We start from the raw sequence: 20,057 nt of genomic DNA, 5'->3' as shown, positions 1-20,057 counted from the left end.
GCGCACGGCGAGGACGAACCCCGCTTCCGGGACCCGCGGTTCCGGCACCCGCCGCCCGTCACGCGCCGCCCGTCACGCGCCGTGCCCCCGGAGCGCCCGCTCGGGCGCTCCCGCCGGCCGCCGGACGGGCGCGCCCCGGGAAGTCCGCGTCCCAGGGGGCCGACGGGCCCGCCGGCCCGCCGCGGAGCGGCGCCATGGCCGGAGGGCGCGCTGGGCGCACCGGGAGGAGCGCCGCGTCAGCGGCCCGGTCCGAGCCGGCTCCGCCCGCGGCCGTCGTCCGTCATCGCCGGCCGCCCGCCGGCAGCCCCGCGGCGGCCCGGGGCTCCTCACCGCCCAGGGTGCCGCGTAGCGCGGCGGTGGCGAACGCCGCCATGGAGGCCAGGAGGAGCAGCGCGAGCACCCCCCAGACCGCCGGGATCGTCCACAGGGGCCAGTCGTTGGCGGCCTGCACCCACAGGGTCAGGATGGCCGCGGCGCCCAGGCCGACGCCGTGCCACCGCACCACGGCCGCGGCTGTCAGGTGACCGCGTCGACCTCGTGCGAGGAGCGACCACAGCGTTCCGGCGAGGGCGGTCACACCGAACGAGACGCAGGCGAGCGCGCCGCCGAGGCGGTCCTCGGGCCACCCCACGGGCCCGTCGGACGTCTGCTGCCGCCGCCCGTCGGCGTCCCGCACCTCGACGACCTGCCCGTGCCAGATCAGGCCCACGACCTTGTCGCCGGGCTCCATCCGCGACGCCACCGGACCGGTGTTGCGGAACGTCACCTCCCACGGCTCGCCGGACGGCAGCGACAGCTCCGCCTCCGGCGACTCGCCCCGCTCCCCGTTGTGCATGTCGGCCCGCCGCACGGCGAAGTCCTGCTCCCACAGGCATCCCGACGCCTCCACCGGGACGGAGGCGCACGCCGGTGCGGCACGGAACTCCCGCTCCCGTTCCAGCGCCCTGCGGACCTCGAGGGCCGACGCCACCCCCGCGACGAGCGTCACGACAGCGAGCACCAGCCACGTCACGGTCCGTGCCGTTCTCTCCACCTTCGACTTCACCGCGCCCCCCGTGTTTCCCGGGCCTCTCACTCCCCCCATCCGAGCACACCGGCCGGCAGCTGCCCATGCCCACGACCGGCAGCGTGCGGCGCTCCGGGACTGCCGGAGGAAGGAAACCGGCCCGGGCCCGCCCCCGAGGCGCGCCGACGGGCGGCGGAGTCCGGAGGGTCCCGACGGGCGTGCCGGGCTCCGTCGGGCGCGATCAGCAGCCGGGGAAGTGCAGGGCCGGCTCCCTGGCCTGCGGCCGTGCGACCGATCGACGCTGCCAGCTGCGGCCCGGCCGTCGCCGGTGATCGGCGCCGGGCGTCGTCGGCCGCCCTCCGGTCGCCCTTCGGCAGCCCCGGAGCGGCCCGGACGCCCGTGATCCCGTCAGCCGCGCGACACCGGCTCGATCCTGAGGGGAGCCGCGGAGTCGAGGTCGATGGTGTCGCCTTCCTCCTCCGCGTCAGGGCGACGAGGACGATCGGCCGGCAGCACGATCAGCATGGTGTGGGGTCTGGGGAGCCACCCCACGTCCGCCGGCGGGTCGAAGCGGCCGATGTCGATGATCCGTACGAGGGTCTCGGGGACGCCCACCCAGCAGGAGTCGCCGACTCGCAGGTTCCCCGCGTGCGGGGCGATCTGGAACAGCCCGCCCCACTCGTGGTCGCGCGTGCGCGGGATCGCTCTGTGGCCGTTCCAGCGGATCGCGGAATCCGGATCGATCCGCGCCCACGGCCACTCGACCGAGACGTCGGACGAGGTCACGCCGACGACTCGGGCACGTGCCCACGGGCAGCTGACCAGGAGGACGTCGCCGACCTCGAACCGCTGCCGGCGGATGTCCTCGTGCATGGTGTGCTCCTCGCCCTCCGTGACGCCGCACGGTACCGCGCGGTCGGCGGAGCGGCTTCGGCCGGGGGGACCGAGGGCAGGTACGCCCGGTCGGGCTCGTGGTTCGCCCGGCAAGTCCGGCCCGCCGCTCACCCGGCTCCCGTCCGCCGTCGGCCCGCGCACATGTGGAGCGGGCGTGGTCCGGGAGTCCGGGCTCGGGAGAATGTGTGTCCGTGCCCGCGGGGAGCGATTCCTCTCCGCTCACCCGTCGGGGCGGGCGGGACACCCGGGTGCGTTTTCGTTCCCGCACGTCCCGGAGTCGTACGTGCCCGACCCGGCCCGTCCGTGCCCGCGGGGTCAGTTCGAACCGGGACCGGACCCGCCGGAAGCTTCGTTCGCGGCACGGCGGTACTCGGCGTTGATGCGCTGAGCTTCCTCGAGCTGGTCCTCGAGGATGATGATGCGGCAAGCAGCCTCGATCGGGGTCCCCCGGTCGACGAGCTCGCGGGCGCGAGCGGCGATCCGCAGCTGGTAGCGGGAGAACCGGCGATGTCCGCCCTCCGAGCGCAGCGGAGTGATCAGACGAGCCTCGCTGATGGCCCGGAGGAAGCCAGGGGTGGTGCCGAGCATCTCGGCGGCCCGGCCCATGGTGTAGGCGGGGTAGTCGTCGTCGTCCAGACGATCGCTGAGTGGAGTGTCTGCTGCCATGTCACCTCGTTGCACAACGCGTCAAGGGGCCCTGGTGCCGTACGGCACCAGGGCCCCGAAGGGAATTCAACACCATCTGTCGGCCCTCGTGCTGCGCCGACCTTCTGTTTCCGCTATCCGGCCCGGCGAGGGGAGGGATGCGGGGATCGCGGCTGTGTGACCGGGGACCACCGTCCGTTCCGGGGTCTTGCGGTACCCGGACCGAGTGTTTCTCGGTCCGGGCGATCCTGATGGCGTCTGCTCCTCCGTTCTTCCTCCGGACCCATCACTGGGTGAACGGGTACTGCGGCACTGCTCGGTGATGCTGTCGGCAGCCCCTTGGCCTGCGGGCCGCCCAGTGCGGCTCTCAGCCCCGTCACCGTCCTGCGAACACCTTGGCTTCGGAACTCCAGAGCCGCACCGACCTGCGAACTTCAAGTGTCGCTACCCGCCAGTTCGTGTCTGCCGGGTCTTGCTCGACTGTGTCTACGAGAGAAAGACTAACTGTGACCAAGAGTAATGTCTACTCTGGCAAAAGTAGATTTTCGTCTTCGTGGATCACAGGGCTGAGGGACGGCGTCCGTCTCGGCCGCCGCGGGCAGGGGGACGCCGCTTCGCCCCTCCGCTCGGCCAGGACGTCGCGCGGACGGCGGGACGGCGACACGACGGTGAGGGCCCTGCCGACGCGCGTCGGCAGGGCCCTCACCGGGTCCGCGATGGCGGTTTCCCGCCCCTTCTCATGCCTCCGGGGAGGAGACGGCTCACGCCTCCGGGGAGGAGACGGCGCCTCCGAGCAGCGCCGACGCGGCCTGGAGCGGGGTGGGGACGCCCGCCGGCACGGTCCCGGGGTGCTCGTGGCAGACGAAGCCGAGGCGGGTCATGGCCCGGACGACTTCGCCGCTGGTGAAGTCGCGGCGGTCCTGCCGGGTGATGACCTGGCCCACTTGCTTGACCGGATAGCGGCGGCGGCCGATGGTCACGGACTCGCCCGTGACGGGCTCGGGCGTGACGTCCTTCATCGAGGCCAGCACTCCGTTCTTGGTCAGCTCGAACGGGTACCGGGCGATGACACAGCGCATGATGCCTCACAAGGAAGAGAAGAAAGGGGGAGCGGGCCGACCGGGCGGGACGGCTCAGCGGGCGAGGACGAGGGGGCCCGGGGCCCGGTCGTCCTCCCCGACGGCACCGGGTCGAACGCCGGGCGAGGTGAACGGACCGGCGAGGACGTCCCGTAGACGGATCCGGTCGGTGTAGGCGGGGCTGTCGCGGAGAACGGTGAGCCGAGCCAGGGTGATCAGGCCCGTGCTCTGGTCGTCCCCGTCGCAGAGGACCAGGTGATCGACCCGGGCGCCGGCCATGAGGGACAGAGCCACCTCGACCGTCATGTCGTCACGGACCCGGGGTCCGGACGCGTCCCCGTCGTCGGCCACGGCCTCGGGGAAGGGGCCCACCGGGTGGTGCTGCGTCCGAGTCGGCGTCATGGGTGCCTCCTGCCGGAAAGGGGCGTGCTCGTGGTCACGGCGGCTCCTAGGCGGCCGAGCCGAAGCCGGGCCGCTGCCGTGCCCCGCGGCGCGCCGCTTCGCCGAGCGGCCGGCCCTGGCCGGCGGCGCGGCCCCGGCGACGGGGACGGCCCTGGGACGAGGAGGACGCGCCGCGGGGACGTTCCACGCTCGGCGGGGTGATGACGACCGGGACGCCGGACGGGGTCCGGGCGCCGGTGATGCGGCTCAGCTCCGCCTCGCCCGAACGCACCTGGGCGATCCGGGGGGTGATGCCCGCCGAGACCATCAGTCGGCTCATACCGCGGCGCTGGCCGGGGGTCACCAGGGTGACGACGCTGCCGGAGGCGCCGGCGCGGGCGGTGCGTCCGCCGCGGTGCAGATAGTCCTTGTGGTCACCGGGCGGATCCACGTTGACGACCAGGTCGAGGTCGTCGACGTGGATGCCGCGCGCCGCGACGTTGGTCGCCACCAGGGCCGTCACCTGTCCGCTCTTGAACTGGGCGAGAGTCCGGGTGCGCTGCGGCTGGGACTTGCCGCCGTGCAGGGCGGCGGCGCGGACGCCGTTGCTCAGCAGGAGCATGGTCAGCCGGTCCGCCGCGTGCTTGGTGTCCAGGAACATGATCACGCGACCGTTCCGGGCCGCGATCTCGAGGGTGGTCTGCTGCTTGTCCGTGTCGTGCACGTGCAGGACGTGGTGCTCCATGGTGGAGACCGCGCCCGCCGAGGGGTCGACGGAGTGGACGACGGGGTCGGTCAGGTAGCGGCGGACCAGCCGGTCGACGTTGCGGTCGAGGGTGGCCGAGAAGAGCATCCGCTGCCCCTCGGGACGCACCTGGTCGAGCAGGGCGGTGACCTGCGGCATGAAGCCCATGTCGGTCATCTGGTCGGCCTCGTCGAGGACCGTGACGCCGACCTCGTCCAGCCGGCAGTCGCCGCGGTCGATGAGGTCCTTGAGCCGCCCGGGCGTCGCGACGACCACCTCCGCGCCGGACCGCAGCGCACCGGCCTGCCGGCCGATGGACATCCCGCCGACCACGGTGGCCAGCCGCAGGCTCACGGCGCGGGCGTACGGAGCGAGGGCGTCGGTGACCTGCTGGGCGAGCTCGCGGGTGGGGACGAGGACGAGGGCCAGCGGCCGCCGGGGCTCGGCGCGCCGGCCCGCCGTACGGGCCAGCACCGCGAGGCCGAAGGCGAGGGTCTTGCCGGAACCGGTCCGGCCCCGGCCGAGTACGTCCCGCCCGGCCAGGGAGTTCGGCAGGGTGGCCGCCTGGATCGGGAACGGCACGGTCACGCCTTCACGGCCGAGGGTGGCCAGCAACCGTTCGGGCAGGGCGAGATCGGCGAACGACCCGACGGCGGGCAGTGCGGGCGTGACCGTTTCCGGCAGCGCGAACTCGCCCTGCGCGGCCTGTCCGGCCCGCCGGTCTCCGTAGTTCCTGGAACGGCGCGGACCACCGGAGCGGTTGGCGCCGGTGCCCCCTCCGAAGCGGTCATGGGCGCGGGATGTGTGGGCACGCTTCATGCGAGACCTTCCTTGACGGGGCACGTGGCAAGGAATTCCCGCAGCAGATGAGCGGCGCAGAGAATTTCGAGACGAGCCGAAGATGGTGCGGGCCGGGTCGAACCGGCAGGGAGAGCGCCACCGGCCGGTGATGCGAGGGATCCTTCCCGTCGCGCGCCCTGAAATGCGGCGAGCCGGGGCCCGCACCCCAGAGGTGCGGGCCCCGGCTGCGAAATACGCGTCAGCGCCGGTGTCAGGCGGGAACGATGTTCTCGGCCGTCAGGCCCTTCTGGCCCTGCGCGATGTCGAACGACACCTTCTGACCTTCCAGCAGCTCACGGAAGCCCTGGGTGGCGATGTTCGAGTAGTGGGCGAAGACGTCGGCGCCGCCGCCGTCCTGCTCGATGAAGCCGAAGCCCTTTTCCGCGTTGAACCACTTCACGGTGCCAGTAGCCATGTTGTTTCTCCTTCGGAGACGGTGTCAGGAATTCGCCCTGTGCGAATTCCGTGTCGCCGTGATGATTACCCCGTCGGAAATGAACCTTCTGGCAACCACACCTGCAACTGAGAACGACAGTAGCACGGTGCGATCGGCCCCGCACGGTCGATAATTCCACTCCGTTCGACGAACCGGGAATACTCGCCGCGCCCCGCGCCTATTTCTCATGTCGCGGGCATAGATATTGCTCTTCGCGGATGCAGCCTTCCTGTCGTGCCCTCCCACGCGCAGCCCTGTGACCTCCGCCGACGGGGGACGTACCGCTGCCGCCGTCGCCGGCGAGCGGCGCGGCGGCGAACGCGCCGGGACCCCGCCGCCGCGATGAAGGTCACATCTCCCGGGAGCGGCGCGAGGGCCGATGGACGGCAGGCAACCGCATGGGACCGCCCGCGCGCCCGGCGGCCGTCCCCGCGCGCCCGGCGGCCGTCCCCGCGGGCCGCGCGGCCCCGTCCGCACCCCCTGCGAGGCCGTGAGGCCCGGTCCCGGAACAGCCGCGTGAGCACCGGCCTCCGCTGCGGCGCCTCGGCCTCGCCGGCGCGGTGAACACGGTACTGCTCGCCGGCCGCGAGGCCGACGTGATCCCCACGGGGCCTGCGTGGTCCCGAGCGGCAGGGGAGAGCAGGTTCGCTCCCCCTTTCCCCTGCGCGGAGCGGAGGCCCTCATGGGCCGGCGAGGCGGTGGCGGGAGCGCGGCCGGCCCGGCCTCACCGTCGCGTACGAGGCGCTCACACCACCCGGGACCCGGACGGCACGCTGTTCGTCCGCGCCGCCGAGGCACGGTCGTCGCCGCAGCGTGTCCTGGACCTCCCGGCGCGCCGGACCCCGACGGGCCCGGCCGACGGACCGGACCACCGGTACCGGGGCGGCCGGACCGGGCTCAGGGCGGGTGAGCGCATCGGGCAGCGGAAGGCGTCGCTTGACGCTGTAAATGTAAGTGGTCTATTACTTACGTCAGGTTGAGTGTGTCGGGGTCCGGTCGACGCTGCACACGAGATCAACCCCTCATCCGCAGGGTTGAGGGGTCATTTTTCGGGTCGACAGGTGAGCGGTCAACCGCTTACTTGGCGACTCATCCGCCGATCACCACCCCAGAAAGTGACCTTCCGCCATGGCAGACACCACTTCCGCTCCGCAGCGCGACGACGCCGTCCGGGCCGCCGCCCGGCAGGTGTTCCGGGACCACCTCGACCTCCTGACCGCCGGCCGGGTCGAAGAGTGGGTCGAGCTCTTCACCGAGGACGGAGTGCTGGAGTTCCCGTACGCCCCGAAGGGCTACACCACCCGGCTCGTGGGCAGGCAGGAGCTGCTCGCCTACATCAGCAACTTCCCCAAGGCCTTCCGCCTGAGGATGACCGACGTGCGCATCCACGAGACCGTCGACCCCTCGCTGGTCATCGCGGAACTCAAGTCCGAGGGCGTCGCGCTGGAGACCGGCCGCCCCTACGACCAGACGTACATCTCGGTGGTCGAGACCGTGGACGGCAGGATCAGCCGCTATGTCGACTACTGGAACCCGCTGATCGCCATGGAGGCCCTCGGCGGCAGCACCGACGACATGATCACGGCGTTCGGCACCGACTGATCACGGCGTTCGGCACCGACTGATCACGGCGTTCGGCGCCGACTGAGCACGGCTGCCGGGTACGTCCGCATCGGGCCGCTTCGGTGGTTTGACGCACTTCTATGAAAGTGGTTGATTGCTTCCATGGAAACCAGGACGCGGCAGCGCTCCACCGCCGACGAGCGCCGGGCCACGGTCATGCGCACGGCCATCAAGACGTTCGCCGCGCGGGGCTACTACGGAACCTCGACGACGGACGTCGCCAAGGCCGCGGGCATCTCACAGGGATACCTGTACCGGCTGTTCAAGGACAAGGAGACGCTGTTCGTCGCCCTGGTCGACTACTGCTCGGACCGTCTGCGCGAGTCCGTCGCCGCGGCGGCGGCGACGGTGCGGAGCACCGACCCGCAAGCGGTCATGCAGGCACTGACCGCCTCGTACGACGAGGTCATCGCCGACCGGGACGTGCTGATGATCCTCATGCACGCCCAGGGCTGCGCCGGCGAGCCCGGCATCGGTGAGGCCGTGCGCAGGTGTTACGCCAAGCAGGTCGAGTACGTCCGCGCCGTCTCCGGCGCCTCCGAGGAGCAGATCCGCCGCTACTTCGCGGACGCCCTGCTCAGCAACGTCCTGGTGGCGATCGACGCCGCCGCCGTCGACGCCCCCTGGGCACGCACGCTGCGCGGCCGGTGACCTGAGCCGGGGACTCGCCGGCGGCGGACGGCGGCTTGGCCGGGGATCTCGTCGGCGGTCCCCGCCCGGACGGACGGCCCCGGGTTCCCGTTCCGGTCCGCGAGCCGGCCGCGGACGCCGCGTCCGCGGGCCCGGACGGAGCGGTGGACACCGCGCTCGGGCTCCTTCCGCGCCGGCCCGGCGAACCACCGCTCCACCGGGGCCGGCCCGTTCACCCCCGACGCCGCCGTGCTCGCCCACAGACAGCGCGCGGCCGGAGCCCGGACCCGCGAGGGCGGACGCCGTCCGGAAGAGAACTCCCGACGCCACCCGCTGACCCGGGCCCGCGCCTGATCCGCGCAGCCGGACCCGCCCGTGCCCGCACGAGCGCCGCCCCTCGGCGCGCACGGCCGGTGCGGACCGCCACCCGTGCGCGGGCCCCGCCCGTGTGCGCGCTCGCCCCGGCCCGCGTTCCGCCCTGGCCCGCGTTCCGGCCCGGCCCGGCCCGCGTCCCGCTCCGGCCCGCCGCCACCGTCACCGCCCGGCTCCCCTCCCACCCGCGGGTGCCTTACGCACTTCGAAGTGCCTTCTTCCTGGGGAGGAGCCGCTCACCCACGATGAGCGAGGCGCTGTCAGGCACCACCTTCCGATCCCACGCGAAAGGCAAGCAATGAGCACGTTCTCCGCCTCGCTTCCCGGCGGCACCTGGCCCCTGGGCGACCTGACCGTCACCCGGTTCGGCTACGGCGCCATGCAGCTCACCGGCCCCCACGTCATGGGCCCGCCCGCCGACCACGACGGCGCGCTCGCCGTCCTGCACGAGGCCGTCCGCCTCGGCATCACCCACATCGACACCGCCGACGCCTACGGGCCGCGCGTCACCAACCGGCTGATCCGCGAAGCGCTGCACCCGTATCCCGACTCGCTGCACATCGTGACCAAGGTCGGCGCGGTCCGGGACGAGCAGGGAGGCTGGCCCCCGGCCCGCGAGCCCGAGGACCTGCGCCGGGCCGTCCACCGCAACCTGGAGGACCTCGGCCTGGAGGCGCTGGACGTGGTCAACCTCCGGCTCGGCGACGCCCGGGGCCCCCAGCCCGGCTCGCTCGCCGAGGCGCTCGAGACGCTCGTCGAACTCCAGCAGCAGGGCCTGATCCGGCACCTCGGCGTGAGCAACGCGACGGCCGAGCAGGTCGCCGAGGCACGCTCGATCGCGCCGATCGTGTGCGTGCAGAACATGTACAACCTCGCCCACCGCCAGGACGACGAGCTGATCGACGAGCTCGCCGAGCAGGGCATCGCCTACGTGCCCTTCTTCCCGCTCGGCGGCTTCACGCCGCTGCAGTCCTCGGCGCTCATGGCCGTGGCCTCCCGACTGGACGCGACGCCGATGTCGGTCGCCCTGGCCTGGCTGCTGCGGCGCTCGCCGAACATCCTGCTCATCCCCGGCACCTCCTCGGTGGCGCACCTGCGCGAGAACGTCGCGGGCGCGGGCCTCGCACTCTCCGACGAGGATCTCGCCGAACTGGACAAGATCGGCCGCTGACGGCGGCAGGCCAGGACCTTCCCGCGCGACACGGGGCGGATCCCCGCACGCCCCACGGCCGAGCACAGGACCCGGCCGCGGGAGGCACCGGCGGGACCGTGCGCCGAGACGCCGGCGACGGCCCGGCCGCCGTCACCCACTGGCGCATCGGCGCACTCCGGTGAGCGAAGGCAGGGCGGACCCGTCGACGCCCACATCGGCGGCGTCCGCCCTCGCCCGGCCGTGCCGGACGCCCTCGCCGCCCGGATCGCCGGTCGAACCGCCGGCGGCCGCAGCCGGAAGGCGCCTGACCGACGACATCCGCCGAAGACAGTGGAGGGACCCGTACGGCGTGGTGCCTGCTCAGGCGACGCGGGCGTCGTACGTCTCGCGGTGGGCGAGCACATCGTCCATGTGCACCTCGGCCCAGGCCTTGAGGCCGCGCATCGTCTCGTACAGCGACAGGCCGAGATCGGTCAGCTCGTAGGAGACGGTGACCGGCACGGTCGGCACCACGGTGCGGGCCACCAGGCCGTCGCGCTCCAGGGAACGCAGCGTCTGCGTGAGCATCTTCTGGCTGACGCCGGCCAGCAGGCGGGCCAGCTCCGAGTAGCGCATCGCCCGCGGCTCGCCCGCGCACTCGGCCCCCGGCCGGTGCGTGCTGTCGCTGCCGAGCGCGGCCAGGACCAGCGTGACCCATTTGTTGGAGATCCGGTCGAGCAGCTTGCGGCTGGGGCAGGCCGCCACGAAGGCGTCGTACTCCACCTTGGCCTGCTCCCTCCGCTGGGCCGCCGTCATCGTCGCCATCCGCCGCTCCTCTCATCGGTGAGCGCTGCGCGCACTCCGCAACACCAGCTTCCCTTGGGGAAGCTGCATACCCATCATGATGCAAGTCTCTTCCAGGGGCCGCCCTGGGGCGCCTGCGGACGGCGCGAACCGCTGAGCTCACCCACTGCGCCGAGAAGACGTGAACGGCACGAGAACCGTGACGGGCCGGCGCGGAGACCGTGGCCGATCTCAGCTCTGCAGCGGTACCGCAACTGCTCGCACCCGAGGATTCCGTCGCGCAGCGGGGAGCCGCACGAGGTCCGTCGATCCCTACCCGAAGGGCCGGCTCCGGGCGCCGTCACATCGGGACCCGTGCCCGCCCGGCCGGACAGGAGGGTGGCCGTGGCCGCCGGGGAGCCGATCCGCCCCAGGTGACTCGGCCCCGGAGACGACGGAGAGTCCGAAGGCGACCTTCCGGCACGCCTCCGGCACACGGCCACTGATCACCGGACACGACGACGAGGCCCGGGTATCCGGCCTGGGCCTTCCACGCGGAGCGGGCGACGAGGACCGGACTCGCGCTCCTGGCTTGGGAAGCTGCGGTTGTTCGTGGCCGGTCCGGGCGCTGACCGGGGCGAACGACCGAGGATCGGCCTCGCCGGGCTCGGCGGCTCTCACCGTGGTTTCCCGCCTCTTCCCCGCTCGATCTGGTGCACTTGCGGTGCGGTTCGACTGCCGCTGCGGCTGCGAACGTGAGGGTTCCATGTCACCTCTGGCGGCGGAGGTCGCGGACCAGGCAGAGTGAAGGCATGTCAGATGCGTTGTACGGATTGATCGGCGCTCTGGGCGGGGCATTGATCGTGGGGGTGACAGCCTACTGGGGTCCCTTGCAAGCGCAACGCGAAGCATTGGCGCGCGCAAGGGAGGAGAGCGAACAGGCCCGCCGAGATGCCGAGCAGAAGGAAGCCGCTGAGCGGGTACGTGCCCGTAGGGAGGCTGCCGCTGAACGCATCATCCGTGTCCGGACAACAACTCGTGCTTGGAGCCAGTTGTTACAGCGTTACCTGCAGGACCTCAGACACGGGCACGACGTTTCCCTCCCGGACTTTGACGCAGCCGTACACGCGGCACGGACGGAAGCCCATGCCGCGATCGACAGGGCGATGGATCACGGTCTGCTGGTCCTGCTGCCTCAGACACCGGGGCATACACACTATCGGCAGCCGGAAGCCGCATTCGACGAGCAGCGCCGAATGCATGTACGCCCCGAGTTGCAATCAGTCACCGTCGCTCTGAACGAGGCCATGTCGCTGATGCGCATGGTGATACTCGGCGGTGATCCAGTTCCTCAAGATCGCATCGAGGAGCTTCAAACGGCCTTGGCCGAAGCGGACGATGCGCGACACGAGCTCACTCTTTTTCTTATGGATCGTCTTGAGGAAATCGTGGCGCCGGACACATACATCTGAGAAAACGCCGCGCAGCGGCCCGTGGGCAAATTGGCAGGTGTTGAGGTCGGCGTAGCGGATTTGGACGGGAATTGCTTCGGGGTGAGCGATCATGGATCCTGGCGGTACCGGCCCGGAGGGGAACGACGCCTTTCTCGGCGAGAAGTCGAAGGCGGGCGGTCATCTGTGAATCGCGCAGTCCTCGGTACTACGCCCTGGCGCCGGGCAGTATGCCGTCGGCCTGGCATGACGCGGCGGACGGCTGGTGGGCTCACGAGGCGGAGTGTCTGGGCCGGGGGCCCACGCCGGCGTGCCACAACTGCCCACGCCGGATTCCGGTGACTTCATGGTGCGTGGCTCGCTCGGACTGGCGGGCTGCGTGTGGATGACTCGGCGGTCGCGGGAGAACTCGAAGACGTGAGGTCGACGGTGACCGCATGGTCGAGCGCAGGAAGGCGTGGATGGTCATCGTCAGCGGTGGACCGCTTGGTGAGGACTCGTTCTTCCGCGCGGACCTGGCCACGGCGGATGCATGCCTCGACGCGTTGCCTGCTCACCCGGAGACCAAGGGCTCGTCACCGTTCGCGTGAGCACACCGTTCGGCCGTTGCCGGGCCTGGTGGCGGACGGCTGCAGTGGTTGCTGTAGTTTCCGGCCGCGAGACGGTCGGATGGTCGGGAGAAACTGTGGCAGCGTTGGGCTTCGTCTTCATCGCTCTGCCGTGCCTCGCCATCATCAGCTTTACCTGTTTTGCCGCATTTCGGGCTCAAGCGCACAAAGCCTTCAAGGTGCTCGCGTACGCGTTCCTGAGCTTCGGCCTTGCCTGTGCCCTCGTCCCTCTCTGCGTTGTCGTCTGGGCGTCGTTCCTGTAGGCGTGGCTGCACACTCGCGGATTGCAGCCACCCATCACTCACCCCGGCTCCCACCCCGTCCGCCGTCGATCCGCACACCGTGGACCACGTCTGTTCGGCTCCGCCTGGGTCGACGGCAGACGGGAGGGGAGCTCCCCCGTGTTCGCCGCACTCGGCCGGCACCCGCGTACGGCGTCCCGTCCATCCCGGATGCAGGAGCACCCCGCCGGAGGCGTGTCCTTGACCGCGGCCACGTTCGGTGCTCGCCGTTCACGGCCCGCCCTGTCCCACTCGCGGGCGCGCGCCGGCGCAGCGCCCGCAGCGCGGGCCGGAGGCATGAGCGTGGAGGGCGGCGGAGCCGGGAACACGCCCGGCGGAGCGGAGCGCAGCCGTGGCTCGGCGGCCGGGGCCGGCACGCGGGAGCTGATGACGCGGATGGGCACAGCGGCTCCCGGGCCGCGCTGATCCATCGGCACATGACCAGTGACCGGGACCGGGCCATCGCCGGCCGGCCCGGAGTCATGATCCGCGGAAGCGGAGGAAACGCTCCTGCCCAGAAGGAGACGAAGGGCCGGCCTGGGAGAAGACCTCTCCCGAGCCGGCCCTTCTCTCCGTGTCCCCGGCAGGGTTCGAACCTGCGACCCCCGCTTCAGGGGCCCGGTCACCTTGTCGCGCGGCGTGCCGAAACGGGGCTCAGCGGTCGTTCGTGGGTCCGATCGTGGCCGCTTCGGTGCGCTGTCGTTCGTTGTCGTTGATGTCGGCTGGTGGGGTCAGGCGGGCCGAGGCACGATGGTCACGGCCCGGTAGCTGTACCCGTCCTGTTTGAAGCCAGGGGCTTCCCACTGCAGGTCCACTTGCTGTCCCGGCGACAGCGTTCGGAAGCCCTTCATCTGGATGTGGGAGTAGTGGGCCCAACATCCGCCGGGAGTCTCGGGGGAGTCGAGCACGCCCCACCCCTCCTCGTCGCGCCACTCGCGGACAATCGCAGTCACCATGGGGGGAACCTTACGGCTCCGTCTGCGCCGGCACACCGAGGACCTCAGCTTGGGAAGTTGCGGTCAATCGGGGCTCACTTGAGCGCTGACCTGGGCAAACGCCTGGCCCCGACGTTGGTCGCAGCGTCTGTACGCCCCGTCGTTCCCGGCTGTTCCCCCATCGGTCCGGTGCAGTTGTGGTGCGGGGCCAACCGACCACGGCTCAACGGCCGATCACTGTCCGGTCCGTTGTCGGTGCCTGCCGTCACGATCTCGGGCGCGCGGTCGGCTTCCGGGGGTTCCCGCTCTGAAGGGAACGGCTGCATCCCTTCGCGCGGACGGCCTCTCGCTCGGCCTCGGCACCGACGCCGGTCCCTGGGACCGCGGAGCACGCGGCCCGCCCTCGTCCCGCGCCCGCCGCCACCGCTGCACCGGCCGGACACCGGCCCGCAGGTCCATGGCGACCACCGAACTCGCCTCGCCCCGGGCGAACCGCACGGCCGCCCGAAGCCGTACCCCCTCGCGGAACCGCTGCCGCTCGGCGGTCAGCCCGCTCCCTCGTGGATACCGCATCCCACGGTGAAACCGCACAGAACAGGTGCCGGCCAGCCGAACGTGACATCACAGGCCCAGGCTCGATAAACGGTTTCCGATGCAGCTTCATGTAGTTGTCCTGCATCAAGCTGCAGGGAAAAGCCTTGCGTGGTCGGTGAACTTCCTGAAAAGCTTCTCGCCGTAAGAAGCAGCGGCCCGGGGGGAAATGTGGATTACTCGGTTCTGGTGCCATTCCTGCCGCGTCGGCCAGAACAGGTTCTTCCTTTCGCCGCGCTGGTCGAGTGGACGGGAGCTGCCCGGCTCTGGCAGGGGCAAAGCCTGTTGATGGAGCCTTTCCAGACGTTTTCCGCGGTGGCGGGCGCGGGCTTCCGGGTACCGACGGGACTCGGCGTGACCCTCATGCCGCTGCGGCATCCGTTCGAGGCGGCCCACAAGGTCAAGACCCTGGCGATGGCGACCGGCAAGGACGTGGTGGCCGGCTTCGGGCCAGGGGCGAAGACGTTCCAGCAGAGCCTGCTCGGCGCCCCGTACCGAAGCCAGCTCACGGCGGTCCGTGAGTACATGACCGTGGTCCGAGACCTTCTCAGCGGCGAGCCGGTCGATTTCGACGGCGAGTACTACTCCTGCCATGCGGGGATGGGCCCGGTCATGTCGCCTCCCGTGCGCCTTGGTCTCGGGGTGCTGCGCCCCGGCATGGCCCGCTTGGCGGGCGAGGTCGCCGACGTGGCGGTCACCTGGCTCACGCCGGCGGCCTACCTGGACGGCGTCGTCCGCCCCGCGATGCGGGAGGGAGCGGACGACGCGGGCCGGTCCGTGCCCCGGATCACCGCCATGGTGCCGGTGGCTCTGGAGCGCTCCGACCGCGACGTGTCCGACTTCGTGCTGGCGAGCAATGCCGCACATATGCAGGCGCCTCACTATCTTGACATGCTCGGAAAAGCGGGTATTGATTTCTCCGAACTCGACCCGCGGGCCGCCGCACGGCGCATGGCGGAATCGGGTGCGTTTCTCTTCGGAAACATCGACCAGGTGGTCAAGCGCCTCGATGAATATCGCCAGGCCGGGGTCGATGAAATCGTGCTGAACCTTACGGGCGTGTGCCGGCTTTACGGCGCGAATGCCGCGATGGACGACTTGAAGCAGATTCTCGCCGCGGTGGGCGCGGATCGGAGGGACTCCGGTGAATGAGGAACTGATCGCTCGGGTGGGGCGCCATCTGCGGTCCTGGGTCACCGGCCGGCCGGTGACCGGCGACGTCCCCGGACCGGAGACCGCCACCGTGGTGCTGGAGGACTCCGCCTGCCTGGACGCGGTGCTCGGATCCGACGCCGTAGGCCCGCGTACGCTCGTCCTCGCCCCGGGAGCACCTGACGGCCAGGACGACAGGTCCGGCGCCACCGTGGTGGGGTACGAGGGATCGCTGAGCGGGTCGGAGGGGGACGCGTCGGTCGGTGACGTCCTGTTCCTCCAGATCCAGGACTACGGCGTGAGCCCGTACATGTCGCTGCTCGGCACGACGCTCGTGCGGGTGGCCGGCGACACGGACTTCGAGATGTTCCTCGCCGACGCCGATGCGGCCAGGACGGAGGGCAGGTTCGCTCCCTTCGCGGTCAGCCCGGCCGTGCAGCTCGCGGATCTCTCCGCGCTCGGAGGTCACGTCCCGGAGGACGGACCCGGTACCAGGCTCTACGTGAACCGCGACGGAAGTGTCTCCGTCTCGCCGCAGGGACTGCCGCTGGGAACCGCCGGGGATTCGGCCGCGGCCCTACGTTCGGCCTGGGAACGTTTGAGCGCGGCGAGCGAAGTGGGCGGCGCGGTGCCGCTGGGAGCGGCCGTGGCGGAGGAGCTGCGCGGCACCGCCGTGCGGCGCCGGCCCTGGCTCGCCCGCTACCTGGTCACGCTGGATCTGCTGCGCGACCTCCAGACGCGTGGGATCACCGAGCCCAGGGTCTCGGGTTTCGGCAGCCGGCTCGTTCCAGGGCTGGAGGAGGTCGAGGGAGCCCTGGACGCCGACGACCCGCGTGCGCCGTTCCTCTGCTGGACGCCCGAGAAGGCGTACGTCAGGGTTCCGGATCCCGGCCGGACCTTCCAGCTCGGCCGACGAGCGGCGGCGATCACGGAGATGCTGCTGGTCCTCGGCAGTGTCGAGGCCGTGGAGGAATACGCGGGACGCCACACCGGGGACGCGGAGACCGGTCCCGTGGACCGGGCCGCGGTCGAGCGAGTGCTCGCGTTCTTCGCCGACAAGGGAGTTTCACTCGTCCCCGGTGCCGCCCCCCTGCTGGAGGCGACCGCATGACGACGCGAACCGCGACGGTTCCCGGACTGGCCGGCCAGGTGCTGGCCGGATACGGCGACCGGGTCAGGCTGCACGATCTGTACGACGAGGCGGGAGCGTCGGTCTACCACGACCTGGCGGCCGTCGACACCACCGAGATCAGGGAACTGCTCAGGTCGGTCCGTGCCGTACCCGGCCCCGTGCTGGAACTCGCCGCCGGATCCGGCCGGCTGACGCTGCCTCTGCTCGCGCTGGGCCGGGAGGTGACGGCCCTGGAGCTGGAGGAGAGCATGGTGGCCCTGCTCCGGGACCGGCTCGCCGAGGCCCCCGCGGGCATCGGGGCGCGGTGCACCGTCGTGCAGGGTGACATGTCCGACTTCCAGCTCGACGGCACCTTCGCCGTCGTGGTGCTCGGCACCACGTCCGTCTCCCTGCTGGACGCCGAGGGCAGGGCAGGACTCTACGCAGCCGTGCGGGCGCACCTCCGGCCCGGCGGAAGGTTCCTGCTCTCCACCGTCGACGTGGCCGGCGCCGACGAGGACGACCTGGACCTGGAGGCCGTGGGCGCCAGCGGGCGGCGCTACCGGATGATCGAACACTGGCGGGCAGGCCAGGAGGTCCGCAGGGTGACCATCCTGCCGGCCGAGCGGGACACGCCTCAGGACGGTCCCGTACTGGCGCTCACCACGTCCATCCGGGTGCTGCCCCCCGACGACCTCGTGCGGGAACTGGCTTCCGCCGGACTGCGCGTGGTGGCCCGCCACTCCCTGCCCGCCGCGTCCCACCGGCATACCGGTGTGCTGCTGGAAGCGGAGGCCGCGTGATGGCGACCGAACTCTGGCCCTCGCTGCTCGACCCCCGTCTCCACGGAGCCGACGACCTGTGCGCGGTGTCGGCCAAGGGCGTCAGGATCCGCTTCCAGGACGGTCGTGAGCTGCTCTGCGGCTCCAGCGGCCTGTGGAACGCGAATCTCGGCTACGGCAACGAGGCGATCGCTCAGGCCTGTGCGGACGCCCTGCGCGACGCCTCCTACCTGTCCGTCTTCCGCTACGAGAACGTCTACGCCAGGCGCGCGGCGCGCGCGCTGGTCGAAGCGGCAGGGGCGGAGCACTACGGGCGAGTGGTCTTCTCCACCTCCGGCGGCGCCGCCAACGACCTTGTGATGAAGCTGGCGAGGCATTACCACGCGCTGCGCGGAGACGGTGCGCGCAAGCTCGTGGTGGGCCTCCGCGACAGCTACCACGGGCTGACGTTCGGCGGGTTCGCGCTCACCGGGGAGAACCTCGGCCAGTCCGTCTACGGTGTCGACCAGCGGTTCGTCAGGCATGTGACCCCCAACGCCGGTGACGAGATCGCCGGGCTCGCGGCCCAGCAGGGAAGCCGGATCGCGGCCGTGGTGGTGGAACCCGTCCTCGGCAGCGGAGCGGTGCCGCTCACCCCGGAGTACGTGGGGACGCTGCTGGAGCTCCGGGACCGCCACGGTTTCCTCCTCGTCGCCGACGAGGTCGCCACGGGCTTCGGCCGCACCGGCGACTTCTTCGCCTCGCAGCGATGGCCGGCGCCACCGGACCTGCTGATCACGTCGAAGGGACTGACCAACGGCACGCAGGCCGCGGCGGCCGTGCTGATGCCCCAGGCGGTCGCCGAGCCCTTCGACGCGGCGGGTGACGTGTTCGTCCACGGCGAGACCCAGGCCGGCACGCCCGTCACCTGCGCGGCGATCCTGGCCACGGTGAAGGAGATGCGACGGATCGACGCGGTCGCCTCGGCGCGGCGCCTCTCCGGCCTGCTCGACAGGGCGCTGGAGGACCTGGTGGCCACCGAACCGCTGGTCTCGACCACCACGGGCATCGGCTGCTTCCGGTCGATCCGGCTGCGGACCCCGGAGGGGGACCCGTTGCCGCAGCAGCAGGTGCCGCAGGTCGTCGCCGCGATCCGTAGGGCCGGCGCGCTGGTCCACCCCAGTGTGAACGGGGTGCAGATCCTCCCCGCGCTGATCTACACCGACGCCGAGCTCGCCGAGCTGCTGGACTGCGTGCGCCGCGGGGTGAGGGCCCACGCGCAGGCCCAGGGCTGGCTCGACGGCGAGGCGGGGGCGGCCTGATGGACACGGTGTGGAACATCAGCAACCGGCGCCTCACCCAGGTGGCCTACGGGATCAGCGGACTGGCCAAGTGGCTGCCCCTCCGGCAAGGGCGGACCGTGACCCTGCTCGCGGATCCGGCCGTCGCCGACTCGGAGGCCGTGGACCAGGTGTCCGCGTGCGCCGCGTGGGCGGGCCGGTCCGTGGAGCGGCTGGTGCCGCACGGCCCGGGCACGCTGGAGAGCGTGACGGCACTGGCCGAGCGGCTTCGGGACAGCGAACTCGTCGTGGCGGTCGGCGGGGGCACCTTGCTCGACCAGGCCAAGCTGGCCACGCTGATGAGTGCGTCCCCTGTCGTGCGGGACCGCCTGGCGGTGCGGCAGCGCAGCGGCCTGGTGCTGCTCCCGGCCGAGGCCGAACCCAGGATCCCCGTGGTCACCGTCCCGACGACGGTGGGCACCGGCAGCGAGCTGAGCGGGGGAGCCTGCCTCGCCGGCCCCGGGGGGAAGCGGCTGGTGCTCGGAAACGGACTCCAGCCGGACGTGGCGGTCCTCGATCCCGTCGCCACCCGGACGCTCCCGGTGGAACTCCTCGCGGAGGGCGTCCTGGAAGTGTTCTTCCGGGTGGCCGGGATGTACGTGGGGGATCCGCAGGACCTCCCCTCGGAAGACGCCTTCGCCCTGACGCTCGTGCGGAGACTGGTCGTCCTGGGCGCCGAGCTTGCGGCCGTCCGGCAGGCCGACCACGTCCCGGGCGACCCGCTGCGCCTGGAGATCGCCAAGCTCAGCGGCATGAGCCACGCCGCGTGGTTCAACGTCGGCCGCGACCCGTGCGCCTGCAAGGGCTGGTACCTCGCCAACGAGCTCTCCACTGCTCTGGGGCTCCGCAAGATGACGGCCGCCGCCGCAGTGCTGCCGCCCCTGTGGCAGCGGATCGCGGAAGGCGACGCACGCTGGGGCTCCGCGCGCCGGCTGCGACAGCTCTGGGAGGCGGTCGCCTCGGTCCACCACCCGCCTCTGCCCGACGACCCGGTCGAGGGAGTGGCGGACCTGATGGACGCCTGGCGGATCGAGCGCCGCATCGACGCGACCGCGGAGCGGACGGACCGGATCGCCCGGGCCACGATGCGCGCGTGGGGCGACGGACTGCCCACCCTGGGCACGCTCACTCTCGCCGACGTCCGGTGGGTGTTGACGGAGGCCGTCGGACAGCCGCAGCTCGCTGCGCGGTGACGCACCGGAGCCACGTCACCGCACACACAGACTTCCGCCGGTAACCGCCGGCGGACGGCCCGCGACAC

20 protein-coding genes and 2 pseudogenes are annotated in these 20,057 nt (G+C 71.7%); 12 read left to right on the top strand and 10 right to left on the bottom strand.

What is annotated here, in order from left to right:
* Positions 1-280 precede the first annotated feature (280 nt).
* The 7 genes from ABD363_RS20360 to ABD363_RS20330 form a co-directional block, all read right to left on the bottom strand.
* A complete protein-coding gene (locus tag ABD363_RS20360; RefSeq protein ID WP_344605592.1) occupies positions 281-1,012 on the bottom strand; it encodes a hypothetical protein in 732 nt (243 codons plus the stop codon).
* Positions 1,013-1,414: 402 nt separating this feature from the next.
* Positions 1,415-1,879, bottom strand: a complete 465-nt coding sequence (locus ABD363_RS20355) for a hypothetical protein (protein ID WP_344605590.1) — start codon at positions 1,877-1,879, stop codon at positions 1,415-1,417.
* Positions 1,880-2,215: 336 nt separating this feature from the next.
* On the bottom strand, positions 2,216-2,566 hold the full coding sequence (locus tag ABD363_RS20350; protein ID WP_344605588.1) for a helix-turn-helix domain-containing protein: 351 nt from the start codon (positions 2,564-2,566) through the stop codon (positions 2,216-2,218).
* 740 nt (positions 2,567-3,306) lie between these two features.
* Positions 3,307-3,624, bottom strand: coding sequence for an SCO5918 family protein (locus ABD363_RS20345; protein WP_344605586.1), 318 nt, complete (start codon positions 3,622-3,624; stop codon positions 3,307-3,309).
* A gap of 54 nt (positions 3,625-3,678) precedes the next feature.
* Positions 3,679-4,026 (bottom strand): CBS domain-containing protein, encoded by a 348-nt coding sequence (locus ABD363_RS20340; RefSeq protein ID WP_344605584.1) that lies wholly within the window; start codon positions 4,024-4,026, stop codon positions 3,679-3,681.
* A gap of 46 nt (positions 4,027-4,072) precedes the next feature.
* Entirely contained in the window at positions 4,073-5,569 is a 1,497-nt protein-coding gene (locus ABD363_RS20335) for a DEAD/DEAH box helicase (RefSeq protein WP_344605582.1), read from the bottom strand.
* A 232-nt stretch (positions 5,570-5,801) separates the two neighbouring features.
* On the bottom strand, positions 5,802-6,005 hold the full coding sequence (locus tag ABD363_RS20330) for a cold-shock protein (RefSeq protein WP_344605580.1): 204 nt from the start codon (positions 6,003-6,005) through the stop codon (positions 5,802-5,804).
* Positions 6,006-7,154: 1,149 nt separating this feature from the next.
* Between ABD363_RS20330 and ABD363_RS20325 the strand changes: the two genes are divergently transcribed.
* The 3 genes from ABD363_RS20325 to ABD363_RS20315 all read left to right on the top strand — a co-directional run bounded on the left by ABD363_RS20325 (position 7,155) and on the right by ABD363_RS20315 (position 9,822).
* Positions 7,155-7,628, top strand: a complete 474-nt coding sequence (locus ABD363_RS20325) for a nuclear transport factor 2 family protein (protein WP_344605578.1) — start codon at positions 7,155-7,157, stop codon at positions 7,626-7,628.
* Positions 7,629-7,751: 123 nt separating this feature from the next.
* Entirely contained in the window at positions 7,752-8,300 is a 549-nt protein-coding gene (locus ABD363_RS20320) for a TetR/AcrR family transcriptional regulator (protein WP_344605576.1), read from the top strand.
* A gap of 649 nt (positions 8,301-8,949) precedes the next feature.
* A complete protein-coding gene (locus ABD363_RS20315) occupies positions 8,950-9,822 on the top strand; it encodes an aldo/keto reductase family oxidoreductase (protein WP_344605574.1) in 873 nt (290 codons plus the stop codon).
* A gap of 342 nt (positions 9,823-10,164) precedes the next feature.
* Here ABD363_RS20315 and ABD363_RS20310 read toward each other — a convergent pair whose 3' ends face one another.
* Complete coding sequence (locus ABD363_RS20310) at positions 10,165-10,608, bottom strand: winged helix-turn-helix transcriptional regulator (protein WP_344605572.1); 444 nt, start codon at positions 10,606-10,608, stop codon at positions 10,165-10,167.
* Positions 10,609-11,378: 770 nt separating this feature from the next.
* Between ABD363_RS20310 and ABD363_RS20305 the strand changes: the two genes are divergently transcribed.
* The 4 genes and pseudogenes from ABD363_RS20305 to ABD363_RS32760 all read left to right on the top strand — a co-directional run.
* Positions 11,379-12,038, top strand: a complete 660-nt coding sequence (locus ABD363_RS20305) for a hypothetical protein (RefSeq protein ID WP_344605570.1) — start codon at positions 11,379-11,381, stop codon at positions 12,036-12,038.
* Between the two features lie 416 nt (positions 12,039-12,454).
* Positions 12,455-12,607, top strand: a complete 153-nt coding sequence (locus tag ABD363_RS20300; RefSeq protein WP_344605568.1) for a hypothetical protein — start codon at positions 12,455-12,457, stop codon at positions 12,605-12,607.
* On the top strand, positions 12,604-12,888 hold the full coding sequence (locus ABD363_RS20295; protein WP_344605566.1) for a hypothetical protein: 285 nt from the start codon (positions 12,604-12,606) through the stop codon (positions 12,886-12,888). Before ABD363_RS20300 ends, ABD363_RS20295 begins: the two co-directional genes overlap by 4 nt.
* 375 nt (positions 12,889-13,263) lie before the next feature.
* Positions 13,264-13,415, top strand: a pseudogene (locus ABD363_RS32760) (site-specific integrase); the annotation flags it as partial.
* Positions 13,416-13,637: 222 nt separating this feature from the next.
* Here the strand turns inward: ABD363_RS32760 and ABD363_RS20290 are convergent.
* Both ABD363_RS20290 and ABD363_RS32685 read right to left on the bottom strand, forming a co-directional pair.
* A complete protein-coding gene (locus ABD363_RS20290; protein ID WP_344605564.1) occupies positions 13,638-13,862 on the bottom strand; it encodes a cold-shock protein in 225 nt (74 codons plus the stop codon).
* A 321-nt stretch (positions 13,863-14,183) separates the two neighbouring features.
* A pseudogene (locus ABD363_RS32685) lies at positions 14,184-14,414 on the bottom strand (IS630 family transposase); the annotation flags it as partial.
* Positions 14,415-14,543: 129 nt separating this feature from the next.
* Between ABD363_RS32685 and ABD363_RS20285 the strand changes: the two are divergent.
* From ABD363_RS20285 to mpaC, 5 genes are read left to right on the top strand one after another with little or no spacing between them, the layout of a single operon-like run.
* Positions 14,544-15,584 (top strand): LLM class flavin-dependent oxidoreductase, encoded by a 1,041-nt coding sequence (locus tag ABD363_RS20285; RefSeq protein WP_425578001.1) that lies wholly within the window; start codon positions 14,544-14,546, stop codon positions 15,582-15,584.
* A gap of 16 nt (positions 15,585-15,600) precedes the next feature.
* The gene (gene mpaB, locus ABD363_RS20280) at positions 15,601-16,695 is read left to right on the top strand and encodes a daptide biosynthesis RiPP recognition protein (protein ID WP_344605562.1); all 1,095 of its coding nucleotides are present in this window, start codon (positions 15,601-15,603) and stop codon (positions 16,693-16,695) included.
* Positions 16,692-17,498 (top strand): daptide-type RiPP biosynthesis methyltransferase, encoded by an 807-nt coding sequence (gene mpaM, locus ABD363_RS20275; protein WP_344605559.1) that lies wholly within the window; start codon positions 16,692-16,694, stop codon positions 17,496-17,498. The genes mpaB and mpaM overlap by 4 nt, the downstream gene beginning before the upstream one ends.
* A complete protein-coding gene (mpaD, locus tag ABD363_RS20270) occupies positions 17,498-18,778 on the top strand; it encodes a daptide-type RiPP biosynthesis aminotransferase (RefSeq protein ID WP_344605557.1) in 1,281 nt (426 codons plus the stop codon). The genes mpaM and mpaD overlap by 1 nt, the downstream gene beginning before the upstream one ends.
* Complete coding sequence (gene mpaC / locus ABD363_RS20265) at positions 18,778-19,989, top strand: daptide-type RiPP biosynthesis dehydogenase (RefSeq protein ID WP_344605555.1); 1,212 nt, start codon at positions 18,778-18,780, stop codon at positions 19,987-19,989. Before mpaD ends, mpaC begins: the two co-directional genes overlap by 1 nt.
* Positions 19,990-20,057 lie beyond the last annotated feature (68 nt).

The sequence above is a fragment of the Streptomyces glaucus genome (genome assembly GCF_039533365.1).
Taxonomy (GTDB): Bacteria; Actinomycetota; Actinomycetes; order Streptomycetales; family Streptomycetaceae; genus Streptomyces; species Streptomyces glaucus.
The sequence above is the reverse complement of the archived record's forward strand: the minus strand, read 5'-3'. Positions and strand labels throughout refer to the sequence as shown.